This is a genomic window from Nocardia sp. NPDC057272 (genome assembly GCF_042668615.1).
GTDB lineage: Bacteria > Actinomycetota > Actinomycetes > Mycobacteriales > Mycobacteriaceae > Nocardia.
In genome coordinates this window covers 39953-54125 of sequence record NZ_JBHUYK010000039.1, presented here as the reverse complement: position 1 = coordinate 54125, position 14173 = coordinate 39953, and the positions used below count along the sequence as shown (strand labels likewise).

General features: G+C 67.7%; 15 protein-coding genes. 8 read left to right on the top strand and 7 right to left on the bottom strand.

The genetic code is table 11. The features are described 5' to 3' along the window. Window positions 1–265 precede the first annotated feature (265 nt). From ACFULV_RS32455 to ACFULV_RS32440, 4 genes are all read left to right on the top strand, one after another. Window positions 266–877: an FHA domain-containing protein gene (locus ACFULV_RS32455; RefSeq protein ID WP_101464728.1), complete on the top strand. Its 612-nt coding sequence runs from the start codon at window positions 266–268 to the stop codon at window positions 875–877. Window positions 878–1001: 124 nt separating this feature from the next. After that, on the top strand, window positions 1002–1559 hold the full coding sequence (locus ACFULV_RS32450) for a DUF1772 domain-containing protein (protein ID WP_378631529.1): 558 nt from the start codon (window positions 1002–1004) through the stop codon (window positions 1557–1559). A gap of 63 nt (window positions 1560–1622) precedes the next feature. Then, complete coding sequence (locus tag ACFULV_RS32445) at window positions 1623–2552, top strand: esterase/lipase family protein (protein WP_378663404.1); 930 nt, start codon at window positions 1623–1625, stop codon at window positions 2550–2552. Window positions 2553–2826: 274 nt separating this feature from the next. Then, window positions 2827–5394 (top strand): ATP-dependent Clp protease ATP-binding subunit, encoded by a 2568-nt coding sequence (locus ACFULV_RS32440; protein WP_378631531.1) that lies wholly within the window; start codon window positions 2827–2829, stop codon window positions 5392–5394. Between the two features lie 67 nt (window positions 5395–5461). Here ACFULV_RS32440 and ACFULV_RS32435 read toward each other — a convergent pair whose 3' ends face one another. Both ACFULV_RS32435 and ACFULV_RS32430 read right to left on the bottom strand, forming a co-directional pair. Next, on the bottom strand, window positions 5462–6253 hold the full coding sequence (locus ACFULV_RS32435; protein WP_378663401.1) for an LLM class flavin-dependent oxidoreductase: 792 nt from the start codon (window positions 6251–6253) through the stop codon (window positions 5462–5464). Window positions 6254–6255: 2 nt separating this feature from the next. Further along, window positions 6256–6519 (bottom strand): SHOCT domain-containing protein, encoded by a 264-nt coding sequence (locus ACFULV_RS32430; RefSeq protein ID WP_378663398.1) that lies wholly within the window; start codon window positions 6517–6519, stop codon window positions 6256–6258. A gap of 130 nt (window positions 6520–6649) precedes the next feature. On the opposite strand from ACFULV_RS32430, the gene ACFULV_RS32425 reads away from it, so the two are divergent. Continuing rightward, window positions 6650–7498, top strand: coding sequence for a helix-turn-helix domain-containing protein (locus ACFULV_RS32425; protein WP_378631535.1), 849 nt, complete (start codon window positions 6650–6652; stop codon window positions 7496–7498). On the opposite strand, the gene ACFULV_RS32420 is transcribed toward ACFULV_RS32425, so the two are convergent. Further along, a complete protein-coding gene (locus ACFULV_RS32420; RefSeq protein ID WP_378663396.1) occupies window positions 7479–8669 on the bottom strand; it encodes an MFS transporter in 1191 nt (396 codons plus the stop codon). The genes ACFULV_RS32425 and ACFULV_RS32420 overlap by 20 nt on opposite strands. Window positions 8670–8948: 279 nt before the next feature. Between ACFULV_RS32420 and ACFULV_RS32415 the strand changes: the two genes are divergently transcribed. Further along, on the top strand, window positions 8949–9596 hold the full coding sequence (locus ACFULV_RS32415; RefSeq protein WP_378663393.1) for a VWA domain-containing protein: 648 nt from the start codon (window positions 8949–8951) through the stop codon (window positions 9594–9596). Window positions 9597–9599: 3 nt separating this feature from the next. Here ACFULV_RS32415 and ACFULV_RS32410 read toward each other — a convergent pair whose 3' ends face one another. Genes ACFULV_RS32410 through ACFULV_RS32395 form a run of 4 tightly spaced genes read right to left on the bottom strand, consistent with a single transcriptional unit; the run spans window position 9600 to window position 12254 of the window. Then, window positions 9600–9911, bottom strand: coding sequence for a helix-turn-helix domain-containing protein (locus ACFULV_RS32410; protein ID WP_378631540.1), 312 nt, complete (start codon window positions 9909–9911; stop codon window positions 9600–9602). A 6-nt stretch (window positions 9912–9917) separates the two neighbouring features. Further along, a complete protein-coding gene (locus ACFULV_RS32405) occupies window positions 9918–10259 on the bottom strand; it encodes a type II toxin-antitoxin system RelE/ParE family toxin (protein WP_378663391.1) in 342 nt (113 codons plus the stop codon). A gap of 22 nt (window positions 10260–10281) precedes the next feature. Further along, complete coding sequence (locus tag ACFULV_RS32400) at window positions 10282–10977, bottom strand: response regulator (RefSeq protein WP_378631543.1); 696 nt, start codon at window positions 10975–10977, stop codon at window positions 10282–10284. Beyond that, window positions 10974–12254, bottom strand: a complete 1281-nt coding sequence (locus ACFULV_RS32395) for a sensor histidine kinase (protein WP_378631545.1) — start codon at window positions 12252–12254, stop codon at window positions 10974–10976. Before ACFULV_RS32395 ends, ACFULV_RS32400 begins: the two co-directional genes overlap by 4 nt. Window positions 12255–12400: 146 nt before the next feature. On the opposite strand from ACFULV_RS32395, the gene ACFULV_RS32390 reads away from it, so the two are divergent. Both ACFULV_RS32390 and ACFULV_RS32385 read left to right on the top strand, forming a co-directional pair. Then, window positions 12401–13300, top strand: coding sequence for an ABC transporter ATP-binding protein (locus ACFULV_RS32390; protein ID WP_378663389.1), 900 nt, complete (start codon window positions 12401–12403; stop codon window positions 13298–13300). Further along, window positions 13297–14157, top strand: coding sequence for an ABC transporter permease (locus ACFULV_RS32385; RefSeq protein ID WP_378663386.1), 861 nt, complete (start codon window positions 13297–13299; stop codon window positions 14155–14157). The genes ACFULV_RS32390 and ACFULV_RS32385 overlap by 4 nt, the downstream gene beginning before the upstream one ends. Window positions 14158–14173: the final 16 nt, after the last annotated feature.

Here is a 14173-nt window from a genome sequence, read left to right as displayed (position 1 = left end):
GTTGAGGCACCGTTGCTTGCTCCTTCGTCGCCTACGCAACGGCGCCTCAACGACGGGACGGCCGCGAACGGCAGGCTGCGCCTGCCTGCCCCTCCTCGAGGTCGGGGCGTGCGGGGTTGCGTCAGTGGGGAAAACGAGGGAACGAAGGGCCCGGGTTGTGCCGGGTGCGGGGAACAAGGGGCCCGGGTTGTCCCGGGTGTGGGGTCTCGGGACGTAGACTGATGGCCGTGCACAAGGTGTTTCGAGTATCCGGCGGTGTCGCGCAGTGAGTTCCTTCCTGCGGTATACCGACGACACCGGTAAGCAGCATGAATTGGCCCTGGAGGCCGGGCAGCAGCGTGTCACCATCGGGCGCAATGTGCAGGCCGACCTGGTGCTCGCGTGGGATGCCGAGGTTTCCCGGCTGCACGCGGCGGTCGAACATCTCGGTGCGCACTGGACCATCATCGATGACGGGCTGTCGCGCAACGGCACCTTCGTCAATGGCGAGCGGCTGGTCGGGCGGCGTCGGCTGAGTCCCGGCGACCGGATCCGGGTCGGGACCACGCTCGTGCACTTCTTCGATTTCGGCGGTGTGGTGGATGACGCGACGCATACCGCGTCCGGGTCCATCCCCACCATGCGCTCACTGACCGAGACCCAGCGCGCGGTGCTGGTCGCGCTGTGCCGTCCGTACAAACACGGCACCGGATTCGCGACGCCCGCGTCGAACCAGCAGATCGCCGAGGAATTGTTCCTCTCGATCGACGCCATCAAAACCCACCTGCGCGCCTTGTTCGCGAAGTTCGGGGTGGAAAATCTGCCGCAGAACCAGAAGCGCACCCGATTGGCCGCGCTGGCGATGCAGAGCGGCCTGATCTCCGACCACGATTTGTGAGTGGGACGTTCGCGTAGGCCGGTGAGCGTCTGAACTATGTCGCGGATCCGGTCTGGGCGGTTGACTTACTCGTATCACCGGAGCGCGGGATCGAAGCTCCGGACCACGAGTCAGGAGACATCGCATGTTCGCAGTTCGGATGGCCACCATGGTGCTGGCCCTGCTCAGTACCGGACTCATCGCCGGCGTGTTCTACGCCTACGCGATCTCGGTGATGCCCGCGCTGGCCCGCACCGACGACCGCACGCTGATCGACGTGATGCAGAAGATCAACGTCGTGATCATCAACCCCTGGTTCATGTTCGGCTTCATGGGCACGGTCGGTTTCACCGCGCTGGCGGCCGCGCTGCACCTCGGCAAGGAACAGCGCTCGACGCTGATCTGGATCGGAATCGCGTTGGCGCTCAACGTGATCGCGTTCGCGGTCACCGCCGGACTGAACGTGCCGCTCAACGACGCGCTCGCCGCGGCGGGTGATCCGGCGTCGATCGCCGACACCGCCGCTGTCCGTGCGGATTTCGAGGCGACCTGGGTTCGCTGGAATATCGTCCGCGCGGTGCTGCACAGTGCCGCGTTCCTGGTGCTGTGTGGCGCGCTGTTCGCCGCGGGCGTGCAGCAGGGTAAGTCCGGTTCGGCCACCGATGTGGCCGCGGCACCGGTCGCGATGGTTTACGGCCGGTAGTGCCACGCGATCACTAGAACGTGTTCCATGATGAGTGGAACACGTTCTAGTGAGGAGTCGTTCATGCGACGTTGTTCGCTTCTGGCGCTGGCCGCGGCCCTGTTCGCCTGCCTGCCCGCCACCGCGTCGGCCCAGCCCCTCCCGGTCGACTACAACTTCTTCGCGGGCATTCCGCCGGAGCTCACCAACCCGGGCGGCTCGCTACCCGGCGCGAACGATCCGGCCTGCGTCCCCTCGCCCGAGCATCCCGACCCGGTGGTCCTGCTGCACGGCACCGGCGGCGGAGGGCAGACGAACTGGGGTGTGTACGCCCCGCTGCTGGCCAATGAGGGCTATTGCGTCTTCAGCCTCACCTACGGCGCCTACGGCCTCCCGTGGCCGATCTCGGCGATCGGCGGCATGCGTCCCATCGAGCAGAGCGCCGCCGAGGTTTCCGCCTTCGTCGACGGTGTGCTGGCCCGCACCGGTGCCGCGCGGGTAGACCTGGTCGCCCATTCGCAGGGCAATATCGTCGGCAACTACTACATCAAGCGGCTGGGTGGCGGGAACAAGGTCGGCAAGCTCGTCGGGATCGCGCCGCCCTGGCTCGGCACCAATGTGCTCGCGGCGGGCGATATCGCCCACTTCAGCAGGGCACTCGGTGCCGGGCCCGCGTTCGACGCGGTCAGCTCGTCGCTGTGCCAGGCATGTGGGCAGATGCTCACCGGCGCCGCCTTCCTGGCGGCTCTCAACGCCGACGGCGTGTACGACCCGCGCGTCACCTACACCAATATTGTCGCCGGCCTCGACGAGATAGTCGTCCCGCACACATCGGGTCTGGTCCCCGGCCCGAACGCCACCTCGATCGTCGTGCAGGACGGGTGCGCGCAGGACTACTCCGAGCACCTGGCCATCGCGGGCAGTCCGCGCGCGGCAGGCCATGTCCTCAACGCCCTCGATCCCGCCCGGCAGGCCGCGGTTCCGTGCGAATTCGTCCCACCCTTCACCGGTTGAGCCGCGTGGCGCGATTTCGCTGTAGGCAAAACTGAGGTGGAAACGAATGCTGCGACGTGCGCGTTGTCAGTGAGTGACCATGTTGTCGCCGGTCCCCAATAGGGTGGACCGGCGGCGGCGGAATCCCCTGCCAACTAGAGTGGATGGCGGGGGCCGCAACCCCCGGGCTTCATGGCAGGCTGACGGCGAAAGTTGTCGGTCCGACGCCCTAGGTTGTATCGAGCATACTGCGGCGTCTGTTGCCAGAATGTCGGAGCAGGAGAGTGAGGGAGCGATGTTCGAGAGGTTCACCGACCGCGCGAGGCGTGTCGTTGTCCTGGCCCAAGAAGAGGCCCGGATGCTCAACCACAACTACATCGGCACCGAGCACATCCTGCTTGGGTTGATCCACGAGGGCGAGGGCGTGGCGGCGAAGTCGCTGGAGTCCCTTGGCATCTCGCTGGAGGGTGTGCGTAGCCAGGTCGAGGAGATCATCGGGCAGGGCCAGCAGGCGCCGTCCGGTCACATCCCCTTCACCCCGCGTGCCAAGAAGGTGCTGGAGCTGAGCCTGCGCGAAGCGCTGCAGCTCGGCCACAACTACATCGGTACCGAGCACATTCTGCTCGGCCTCATCCGCGAGGGCGAGGGCGTCGCGGCCCAGGTGCTGGTCAAGCTCGGCGCCGACCTCAACCGTGTCCGTCAGCAGGTCATCCAGCTGCTGTCCGGGTACCAGGGCAAGGAGCCCGTCGAGGGCGCCGGTCCGCGCGGCGAGGCGGGCACCCCGTCCACGTCGCTGGTGCTCGACCAGTTCGGTCGCAACCTCACTCAGGCGGCCCTCGAAGGCAAACTCGATCCCGTCATCGGGCGCTCGAAGGAAATCGAGCGCGTGATGCAGGTGCTCTCGCGCCGCACCAAGAACAACCCGGTGCTGATCGGCGAGCCCGGTGTCGGTAAGACCGCGGTCGTCGAGGGTCTCGCACAGGCCATCGTCAACGGCGAGGTCCCCGAGACCCTCAAGGACAAGCAGCTCTACACCCTCGACCTGGGCTCCCTGGTCGCGGGCAGCCGTTACCGCGGTGACTTCGAAGAGCGCCTCAAGAAGGTGCTCAAGGAGATCAACACCCGCGGCGACATCATCCTGTTCATCGACGAGCTGCACACGCTCGTCGGCGCGGGTGCTGCCGAAGGCGCCATCGACGCGGCCTCGATCCTGAAGCCGAAGCTGGCCCGTGGCGAGCTGCAGACCATCGGTGCCACCACCCTCGACGAGTACCGCAAGTACATCGAGAAGGACGCCGCCCTGGAACGCCGTTTCCAGCCGGTGCAGGTGGGCGAGCCGACCGTCGAGCACACCATCAACATCCTCAAGGGTCTGCGCGACCGCTACGAGGCGCACCACCGGGTCTCCATCACCGACAGCGCGCTCGTCGCCGCCGCCACCCTGGCCGACCGCTACATCAACGACCGGTTCCTGCCGGACAAGGCGATCGACCTGATCGACGAAGCGGGCGCGCGCATGCGCATCCGCCGGATGACCGCTCCGCCGGACCTGCGCGACTTCGACGACAAGATCGCCGATGCTCGCCGGGAGAAGGAAAGCGCTATCGACGCGCAGGACTTCGAGAAGGCCGCGCGTCTGCGCGACAAGGAGAAGCAACTCGTCGCCAAGCGTGCCGAGCGCGAAAAGCAGTGGCGTTCCGGTGATCTGGACGTCGTGGCCGAGGTCGACGACGAGCAGATCGCGGAGGTGCTGGCCAACTGGACCGGCATCCCCGTCTTCAAGCTCACCGAGGAGGAGACCACCCGTCTGCTCCGGATGGAAGACGAGCTGCACAAGCGGATCATCGGCCAGGAGGATGCCGTCAAGGCCGTCTCCAAGGCGATCCGCCGCACTCGCGCCGGTCTGAAGGACCCCAAGCGTCCGTCGGGCTCGTTCATCTTCGCCGGCCCCTCGGGTGTCGGTAAGACCGAGCTCGCCAAGTCGCTGGCGAACTTCCTGTTCGGCGACGACGACGCGCTCATCCAGATCGACATGGGCGAGTTCCACGACCGCTTCACCGCTTCTCGTCTGTTCGGTGCCCCTCCCGGGTACGTGGGCTACGAGGAGGGCGGCCAGCTCACCGAGAAGGTGCGCCGCAAGCCGTTCTCGGTGGTGCTGTTCGACGAGATCGAGAAGGCGCACCAGGAGATCTACAACACGCTCCTGCAGGTGCTCGAGGACGGCCGTCTCACCGACGGTCAGGGTCGTACGGTCGACTTCAAGAACACCGTGCTGATCTTCACCTCGAACCTGGGCACCTCCGACATCTCGAAGGCTGTCGGCCTGGGCTTCACCCAGTCGAGCGCCGAGGGCTCGAACTACGAGCGGATGAAGCTCAAGGTCAACGACGAGCTGAAGAAGCACTTCCGCCCCGAGTTCCTCAACCGCATCGACGACGTGATCGTCTTCCACCAGCTCACGAGCGAACAGATCGTGATGATGGTGGACCTGATGATCGCCCGCGTCTCGGTGCAGCTGAAGAACAAGGACATGGCGATGGAGCTGACCGATCAGGCCAAGAGCCTGCTCGCCAAGCGTGGCTTCGATCCGGTTCTCGGTGCTCGTCCGCTGCGTCGCACGATCCAGCGCGAGATCGAGGACCAGCTCTCGGAGAAGATCCTCTTCGGCGAGATCGGCGCGGGCCAGACCATTCTGGTCGACGTCGAAGGCTGGAACGGCGAGGGTCTCGGCGAGGACGCCAAGTTCACCTTCGAAGGCAAGACGAAGCTGACCAAGACGTCCGCGACCGACGACAAGCCCGAGGTGGTTCTCACCGGCGCAGCCGAGGGCACCGCGCCCGAGGCCGCCGCCTCCGGCGAGTAGCAGTAACCAGCTGAACCGAAAGCCCGCCCCCTGTATCAGGGGGCGGGCTTTTCGCGTCGCGGATCGTCTACTGATATGCGCGTTCTAGAACCGGGGCGAAGGCGGTGGCCAGCTCGCCCGGGACGATCAGCTCGTCGATTCCGTAACGCTCGCTGCGGGACTCGAGGATTTCCACAGCGGCCTGTGGATCACTGGGGAGAAGTCCGGCGGCTCCCGCGGCGCGGAGTTTGTCGGGGGTGTGGCCGAGGCGGGTGCTCAGCCAGATGGGGAGCTGGTCGCCGATGCCGACCAGTTGGAGGGTGAATCGGACCTCGCGGTCGGTGTGGGCGGTGACGGTGCCGACCATTTCGGCGAGGTCGTCCTCGGTCGCGTCCGGTGCCGCCGCCAGCAGGATGCGGTCGGCGTATTCCGCCGCGGTGGTGAGCATTCGAGGCCCGCTCGCCGCGATGACCACCGGTGGTGGCGGGTCGACCTGGGCGCGCACCGAGGTGATGGTGTCGATCAGCTGGTGTCGTCGTTCACCCGCCGAACCCCATGGCATGCCGAGCCTTTCGGCCTCCGCTCGTGCGTCCGGTCTGCCGGTGCCGATCCCCAGTTCGAATCGGCCGTCCGAAAGCAGTTGCAGTGCGGCCGTTTCCCGAACAGTCGTAGCGGCGGAGCGGAAGGGTGCGGCCAGGACATTGGGCCGCAATCGCACGGTCTCCGTCACGGCGGCGGCCGCTGCCAGGGCGAGCAGCGGGGACGGCGTGTACAGCGTGTCCGGCAGCATCAGCGTGCCGTATCCCTGCGCCTGCGCCCCGGTCACCGCCTGTGTCCACTCCGCCCCGGACCGGGGCACGAGCACGATTCCGAAACGCATCGCTACTTCCTCCCGCGCGGTTCGCTCAATACCGCGAGCCTGCCGCGATATTCGTCCTCGGTGATCTCGCCGCGAGCGAAACCTTCGCGCAGCGCGCCCACCGCGTCACCGCGTCCCGCGCACCGTCGGCGGGCGAAGAACACCAGTGCGATCACGGTGATCCAGAAGATCACCGGGAAGATCCAGAAGAACGGCCATGGATGCCACCCTCCGTCGTAGTGGTCGGCCAGCAGGGTCAGCGTCGTCGCGCTGTCGACAATGTTCATGTCTCAACCCTGCTCGCCCGAACGACCGACGACATCGGCCGCGAGACCCGATCCGGCGTACGTCACCGCGCGTACGACCCGTCGACCGGTACCGTGCAGGGCATCGGAGTTCCATCAGGAGGGGTGCACAGTGACGCAGACCGATGGTGCGCACAGCCTCGATGATGTGCTGGCCGGTGTGCAGTGGCGCTTCGCCGGGCGCGACGAGTTCGCGCTGGCAGCGGGCCAGTGGGAGTTCATGACCGAGCCGAGCGCGCTGGTGGTGCTGGACGGGCTGGTCCGGGTCGAAGGGCTCAGCAAGACAGAAGATCTGGCGAGTGGGGACTTCCTGTTCGTGCCCGGCACGGACCGATTCGCGATCAACGCGCTGTCGGACGGCCGGGTGCTCCGGGTGCGCCTGGAACCTGTCGGGACCGGCAGTGCCATGACCGCGCTGCCACAACGGCTGCTGCTGACCGGTTTCGTCGACCACACGCCTCTGGCCGCGACCATGTTTCGCCATCTGGTCGAACAGTGCCCTGACCCGTTCGGCGTCCAAGGCGATCGGGTGGCCACCTTGCTCACGTCGATGGCGATCGAGTCCTGGCATGCCCGTGGTTGCGCGCCGCCACGGTGGCTGCTGAAGGTGAACGAGCCCGGGGTGGCGCAGGCCGTGGCCGCGATGCACGCCGACCCGGGGCAGGAGTGGACCGTCGAGGGGCTGGCGAAGATCGCGCTGGCCTCGCGGTCCGGGTTCGCCGCCCGTTTTCAGGCGGCGACCGGCCTCACACCGGGCCGCTACCTGACGAAACTGCGGATCGAGCGGGCACAACTGCTGTTGGTCGACCACGCTGTGCCGGTCGGCACGGTGGCCCGCCGGCTCGGCTACCGCTCGGAGACGGCGTTCGGGCGGGCGTTCCGGCGGCAGACGGGCCGCACGCCGTCGCAGTGGCGGCGGGCGGCCCGGACATCGACTGATGTCAGTGCCCCGCTCGGGTGAGTGAGCGTCGGATCAGTACTCCGCCGAGGACCGCGGCGACGGCACCGAGCGCGTAGGTCGGGGCCAGGCCGATGCTGTCCACCCCGCGGCCGCCGATCGCCGAGCCGAGGATGATCGCCAGCTGGAAACCGGCGACGATCAGTCCGCTGCCCGCTTCCATGCGATCGGGCAGCACCCGTGAGACCCACACCTGAACGAGATTGAGAATGCCGCCGAACGCGGCGCCCCACACCACCACGGCCAGGTAGGCGAGTGGGGCGAACGCCGCGGAGGCGATGATCGCGAGCAGTGACAGGCCGACGGCTGCCGGCACCGCCACCAGCAGGGCGCCGAGGTGGCGGTCGGCGAGGGCGCCGAGGACGAAGTTGCCGAGCAGACCACCGACGCCGAACAGGGCGAGCAGCACCGGGATCACCGCCGGGCCAGCACCGAGCAGTTCGGCCAGGGCCGGGCGGATGTAGGTGTATCCGGCGAAGTGCCCGCCGACGACGGCGACCATGCTGACCAGCCCGAGCGTCACGCCCGGGGACCGCAGGGCATTGCCGAGTGCGGTGAATCCGATGCCCTTGCTCGGCGCGATCGGCGGCAGCATCAGCCGCACGGCGACGGCGGTGGCGGCGGTCAGCGCGGCCGCGATCAGGAAGGTCGTCCGCCACCCGGCGTAGGTGCTCAGCAGCACGCCGAGCGGCACTCCGGCCACCGTCGCGACCGTGGTTCCCGCGTTCACGATCATCATCGCCTTGCCGAGCCGTTCGGCCGGGACGAGCTTCGCCGCGATCACCAGCGCCATCGACCAGTAGCCGCCGACAGCCAGACCGAGCAGCAGTCGCGCGATCAGCAACAACACGATGTTCGGCGCGAGGGCGACCACCACGTTCGACACCGCCGCGCCGACGGTCAGCCAGATCAGCAGGGTGCGCCGATCCAGGCGGGGGAACAGTGCGCCCGATCCGAGCGCGGCCACCAGCGCGGTCAGCGCCGTCGCGCTCACCGAGAGCCCGACCACGCCCTCCGGCACATTCAGATCGGTCGCCAGCGCGGTGAGTACACCGGGCGGCAGGAATTCGGCGGTCACCAGCGTGAAGCTGCCGAGGAACATGGTCAGCAGGGCGGGCCGGATTCGGCGATCGGTGTTCTGCACCGCCGCATCGGCCGTCGAAGTCGTTGTCATGCCAGGTGCAACATCGGCTGTCGGCCTCGCACTCGCCCGAAACGCCACCGCATCCGACTCAAACGCCGCGTTCCCCGACGAAGACTGGGGCACGCCGGTTCCGACCGAGCGCCGGTTCGAAAGTGGGGTCGGCGGAGCGGTGGAATGCGAGCGCCGGCCCCATATCCGGGACCCAGGCTTGGCGATACCTTGGCGTCTTCTTTTCGCCGGTCAGACGGTCCTCTTTCGCGGCGTACGGTGGGAATTGCTGATCCGACCGACACGGGGGTGTTCGTACACATGACTGATTCCGACCGCACGCTGATCGCCGTTCTGCTCGACCGTTCGGGGTCGATGCAGACGATCAAGGCCGATACCGAAGGTGGGTTGGCCGCCTATTTCGAACAGCAGCGCAGTGTGCCGAAGACGGTCGAGGTCACGCTCGCGCAGTTCGACACCACCTATGACGTGGTCTACGCGAATGTGCCGCTGGCTCAGGTGCCTGCGCCGAGTTTGCAGCCACGTGGTGGGACCGCGCTCTACGACGCGCTCGGCAAGCTCGTCACCAGCGTGGGCAGCGAGCTGGCCGGGCGCCCCGAACACGAGCGTCCCGGCACCGTGATCGTCGTGGTTCTCACCGACGGCCACGAGAATTCCAGCCGCGAATGGACCCACGCCGCGGTGAAGTCCCTCATCACCCAGCAGCAAGACGTGTACAACTGGACCTTCGTCTTCCTCGGCGCCAACATGGACGCCGTCGAAGTAGGCTCCAACCTCGGCTTCGACCCCGGCTCGGCCATCACCTACGCCCCGGTCGCGGGCGGCGTCCGAGGCGCCTTCGACGCCCTCTCCGCCTACTCGGCCCGAGCCCAAGCCGCCCCCGCGGGAGCAGCCCGCCGCGCCCGCTTCTCCGCCTCCGAACGCCGGCAAGCCGACCAGGGCAAGTAAGTCCTACGCCGCGTCGACCTTCTCGAACCGAGCGACGAACCGAACCTCGAGCGCATACGCCAAACGTTCGAGCATGCCGATTGTCGGTGTCCCGCCCCCGGATTCGATCCGTGAGACCTCGGGTTGACGCAGCCCAGCCCGTTCGGCCAGCTGTGTCTGTGTCAGCCCGAGTTCCAGCCGCCGTTCGCGAATGGCTTCGGCCAGCTCGATCGCCAGAATCGCCTCGGCCCGCCCGGCCTCGTACTCGCCCGCGTCGAACCCGGGGCTGCTCATCCGTTCACGGCGCAGGTCGTCCATCGATGGGTGCTCAGTCATGATCGGTTACCTCCTGTCGAAATCTGTGTGGGCACAACCATGTTCCGATTCGCATACCTTGCGTAGTGCCTTGGCTCGCGCCACCTCGTCGGTCTCCCGCATGCGAGTCTTGCGGAAAACTGTCAGCAGCACGATGCGACGACCCGGAGCGAGCCAGTAGGTGATTCGCATTTCTCGCGGGTGAAGGTGAAAGCGGAGTTCACGTACCCCATCGCCAAGATTGCGCGACCACGGTTCGCTCAGGGTGGTTGCACGTTCGGCCAGCATGCCCACGTACACGTCTACCTGGCCGTACTCGCGTGTAGTCAGTGAGCGCAGCCATCGGGCTACCTCGGGTTCGAGTTCCACCAGGTATGTAGCAATGGTGGCGCTATTGCCAGCCCGGGCGGACCAGGCCTGATTCGTAGGCGAGGACTACGAGTTGGGTGCGGTCGCGGGCGTCGAGTTTGGTGAGGATTCGGCTGACGTGGGTGCGGGCGGTGGCGGGGGACATGTAGAGGCGGGCGCCGATTTCGGCGTTGGTGAGGCCTTCGGCCACCAGCGTCATCACCTCGCGTTCGCGGTCGGTGAGTTCGGCGAAGGCGGCGGGGGGTGGTTGTTTGGCGTGGGTGGAGAATTCGGCGAGGAGGCGGCGGGTGACGCCGGGGGAGAGGAGGGCGTCGCCCGCGGCCACCACGCGGACGGCGCGGAGCAGGTCGGCGGGTTCGGTGTGTTTGACCAGGAAGCCCGCGGCGCCCGCGCGGATCGCCTCGAAGACGTATTCGTCGAGTTCGAAGGTGGTGAGGACGACGACGCGGACCGGCGCGAGCTGGGGGTCGTCGGCGATCATGCGGGTGGCGGCGAGGCCGTCGAGGATCGGCATGCGGATGTCCATCAGCACCACGTCGGGGACGAGGGCTCGGGTCATCCGGACGGCTTGCTCGCCGTTTTCGGCCTCGCCGATGACTTCGATGTCGTCCTGGGCGTCCAGCAGTGCGACGAAACCACCGCGCACCAGCGCTTGATCGTCGGCGACGAGTAGCCGGATCTTGGCGGGCCCCGACCCGACCGGCGGCAGTTCGGTCATGCGCCCGCCTCCCTGCCCGGTGAATCCGATGATCGCGCGGACGCGGCCGAAGTCGCTGGGCGAGCGGGCAATCGGGCCGCCACCCGGAACCCGCCGGACGGTCGCGGCCCCGCGGTGAGCGCCCCGCCGAGCGCGTGCGCCCGCTCACGCATGCCGATAATCCCGTTGCCGCCGATGCCGGTTCGGACAGCGGTTCCGGTCGGCCGGGTGTTGTCGACGGTGATGTCGACCGATTCCGGGGTGTATCGCAGGGTGATCAGGGCGGTCGCGCCGGGCGCGTGGCGCACCACGTTGGTCAGCGATTCCTGCACGATTCTGGCCGCGGCCACATCGATCACGCTCGGCAGCTTCTTCGGCGTACCGATGATCTTGGTATCGACGTCGAGCCCGGTCGCGCGGGTGCGCTCGAGCAGTGTGTCGAGGTCGTCGAGGGTCGGTGCAGGCGCGCGCGGAGCGGGACGCGGCGGCGGGGGCGAATCATCCACGACGGGAGCGTGTTCCGGGTACTGCGGCACCACCGCCGCGCCACTGCGAATCGCGTGCAGCAGCGTGTGCACCTCGGTCAGCGCCTCTTTCGAGGTTGTCTTGATGGTCGCCAGCGCCGCGGCCGCCTGCTGCGGCTTGCGATCGAACAACTCCAGCGCCACCGACGACTGCACGTTGATCAGCGAAAGACTGTGCGCCAGCACATCGTGCAGTTCCCGAGCGATCGCCAACCGCTCCTCGGAGGCCGCCCTGGCCTGCTGAGCTTGCTCGTCGCGTTGTGCCGCCTCGGCCCGTTGCTCGCGCGCGAGCACCACCGCGCGCCGCTGCCGTACGCCTTCGGCGATCCCGACCAGCACGCCCATCCAGGCCAGCAGGCCGAATATCTGCCACGCGTCGGAGTGCCGCCCGAGCAGGGCGGGTAGTGGCCACACCATCGTCAGATACCCGATCGCGACCACCGGGTAGGTGCGCCATCGCGACCCGGTGACGGCGGCCGAGAGGAAGGCGATCACCAGCGACAGGAAGATCGGCCCATATCCGTAGTCGCGCAGGACATAGGTCACCGTGGCGATCAGCGACACCGCCAGCACCACTTCGGGCGCTACCCGCCGGAAACCGAGCGCCACCGGCCCGGCGAGCAGCAGCAGATACGCGAACGCGTCCAGTGACCGCACGCCGGTTTGATGCGAATTCGCACCGGAACTACCGGCCAGCTGGATCACCGCGACCACCACTGCCAGGCCCCAGTCCTGAACGACTGAGCCACGCTCCCACTTCGCAGACGCTCCCACGTGCCCAACCCTATTGTGTGCGCCCACCCGCCGCGTCGGCCTGCGCACGTATTTCCCGCGAGAAGCCGCGTAGGCCGCGCGGCGTAGCGCGGTGCACGCCGCGGGACGGATGTCCCGGCACCCCTCGAGCGCGGATTCTGATTTGCATGAACGAATCGATCGTGGTCACCAGCGAGTTGACCAAACGCTATGGCGAACACCTCGCGGTGGACGGGGTGAGCATGCGGGTCGCGGCGGGGGAGATCTACGGATTCCTCGGGCCCAACGGCGCGGGCAAAACCACCACGTTGCGCATGCTCGCCGGTCTCATCCGGCCCAGCGCGGGCACCGCGACCGTGCGGGGCCTGTCGCCGGGCGATCCGGAGGTGCTGCGCCGAATCGGTGTACTCATCGAGGGCCCCGGCTTCTACCCGTACCTCTCGGGCCGCGACAACCTGCGGGTATTGGCCCGCTATCGCGGCCATGGCAATGCCGAGGTCGAGAAGGCATTGGAACGCGTCGGCCTGGCCGACCGGGCAGGCGACCGCTTCCGGACCTATTCGCTCGGCATGAAACAGCGTCTCGGCGTCGGCGCGGCCATGCTCGGTGACCCGGACCTGCTCATCCTCGACGAACCGACCAACGGCCTCGACCCGGCGGGCCTGGCCGAAATGCGCACGCTCATCACCGATCTCGCGGCCGACGGACACACTGTGCTGCTGTCGAGCCACCAGCTCGCCGAGGTGCAGGAGATCTGCCACCGGGTCGGTGTGATCTCCGGTGGGCGCCTGCTGGCGGAATCTACGGTGGCCGAGTTGCGCGGCACCGCGACACTGCTGGTGCGCGCCGAGCCCGTGGACGTGGCTCTGGACGCCGTACGCGCCGTCATCGATGCCCCCGCCCGAGCGGGGGCGGACGGCATCAGGGTCGACACGAGCGCCGCGCTGGCCCCTGAGGTCGCGCGAGCCGTCGTGACGGCAGGCGCGGACCTGCTCGAACTGCGGGTGGACGAGAAATCGCTGGAAGAAGTGTTCTTCGAGATGACGGCTGCGGAGGTAGCGAAATGAACGCCATGACAAGGGATCTCACCGCGAGCGTCCGTGCGGAAGCGCTACGCCTGGGCCGCTGGCCCGCCTTCTGGATCGTCCTCGGTACCTGGATCCTGCTCAACCTGACCTTCGCCTACCTCTTCAACTACCTCGCCTACACCTCGGGCGAAAACGGTGCGATGTCGGACGGCCTGCCTCGCGATGTTCTGCTCGGCCAGCTCATGCCCGCCGCTGTCCCCGAGGTGTTCACGCAGGGCATGTCGATGTTCGGCGGCGCGCTGGTGCTGATCCTCGGCGCTCTCGCGGTGGGCAGCGGATATGGCTGGGGCACATGGAAAACCGTGTTCACCCAGGGCCCGAGCCGAGCTGCGGCCGTGGCGGGACTGCTGTTGACGCTGCTGGCAGTGGTCCTCGCGCTTGTCCTGGCGGCCTTCGCCGTCGATGTCGGCATCGCCACCGTGATCGCGGTCGGCGAAGCCCAGCCGGTCACGATGCCCGCACTCGACGACTCACTGATCGGAATCGGCACCGGTACCGCGATTCTCGGCATGTGGACCCTCGCGGGGGCCCTCATCGGCGCCATCGCTCGCGGCCCCGCTCTCGCCGTCGGGCTCGGCCTGGTCTGGGTTTTGGTGGTGGAGAACCTGCTTCGCGGTGTGGCGGGGATCTTCGGCCCGATCGAAGCTGTCACCAACTTGCTCCCCGGTACGGCCGCGGGCTCGCTGGCCGGGGCGATGCGCACCGTGGAGGGACCGGCCAACCCCGGAGTTCTCGACATCCTCACCCGCGGTGAATCTTTCGCTCTGCTGGCCGTGTACGTGGTGGCCTTCGCCGGCGGCACCATCTGGTTGATGACCCGCCGCGATCTCACCTGACGCGCTGCGATCATCG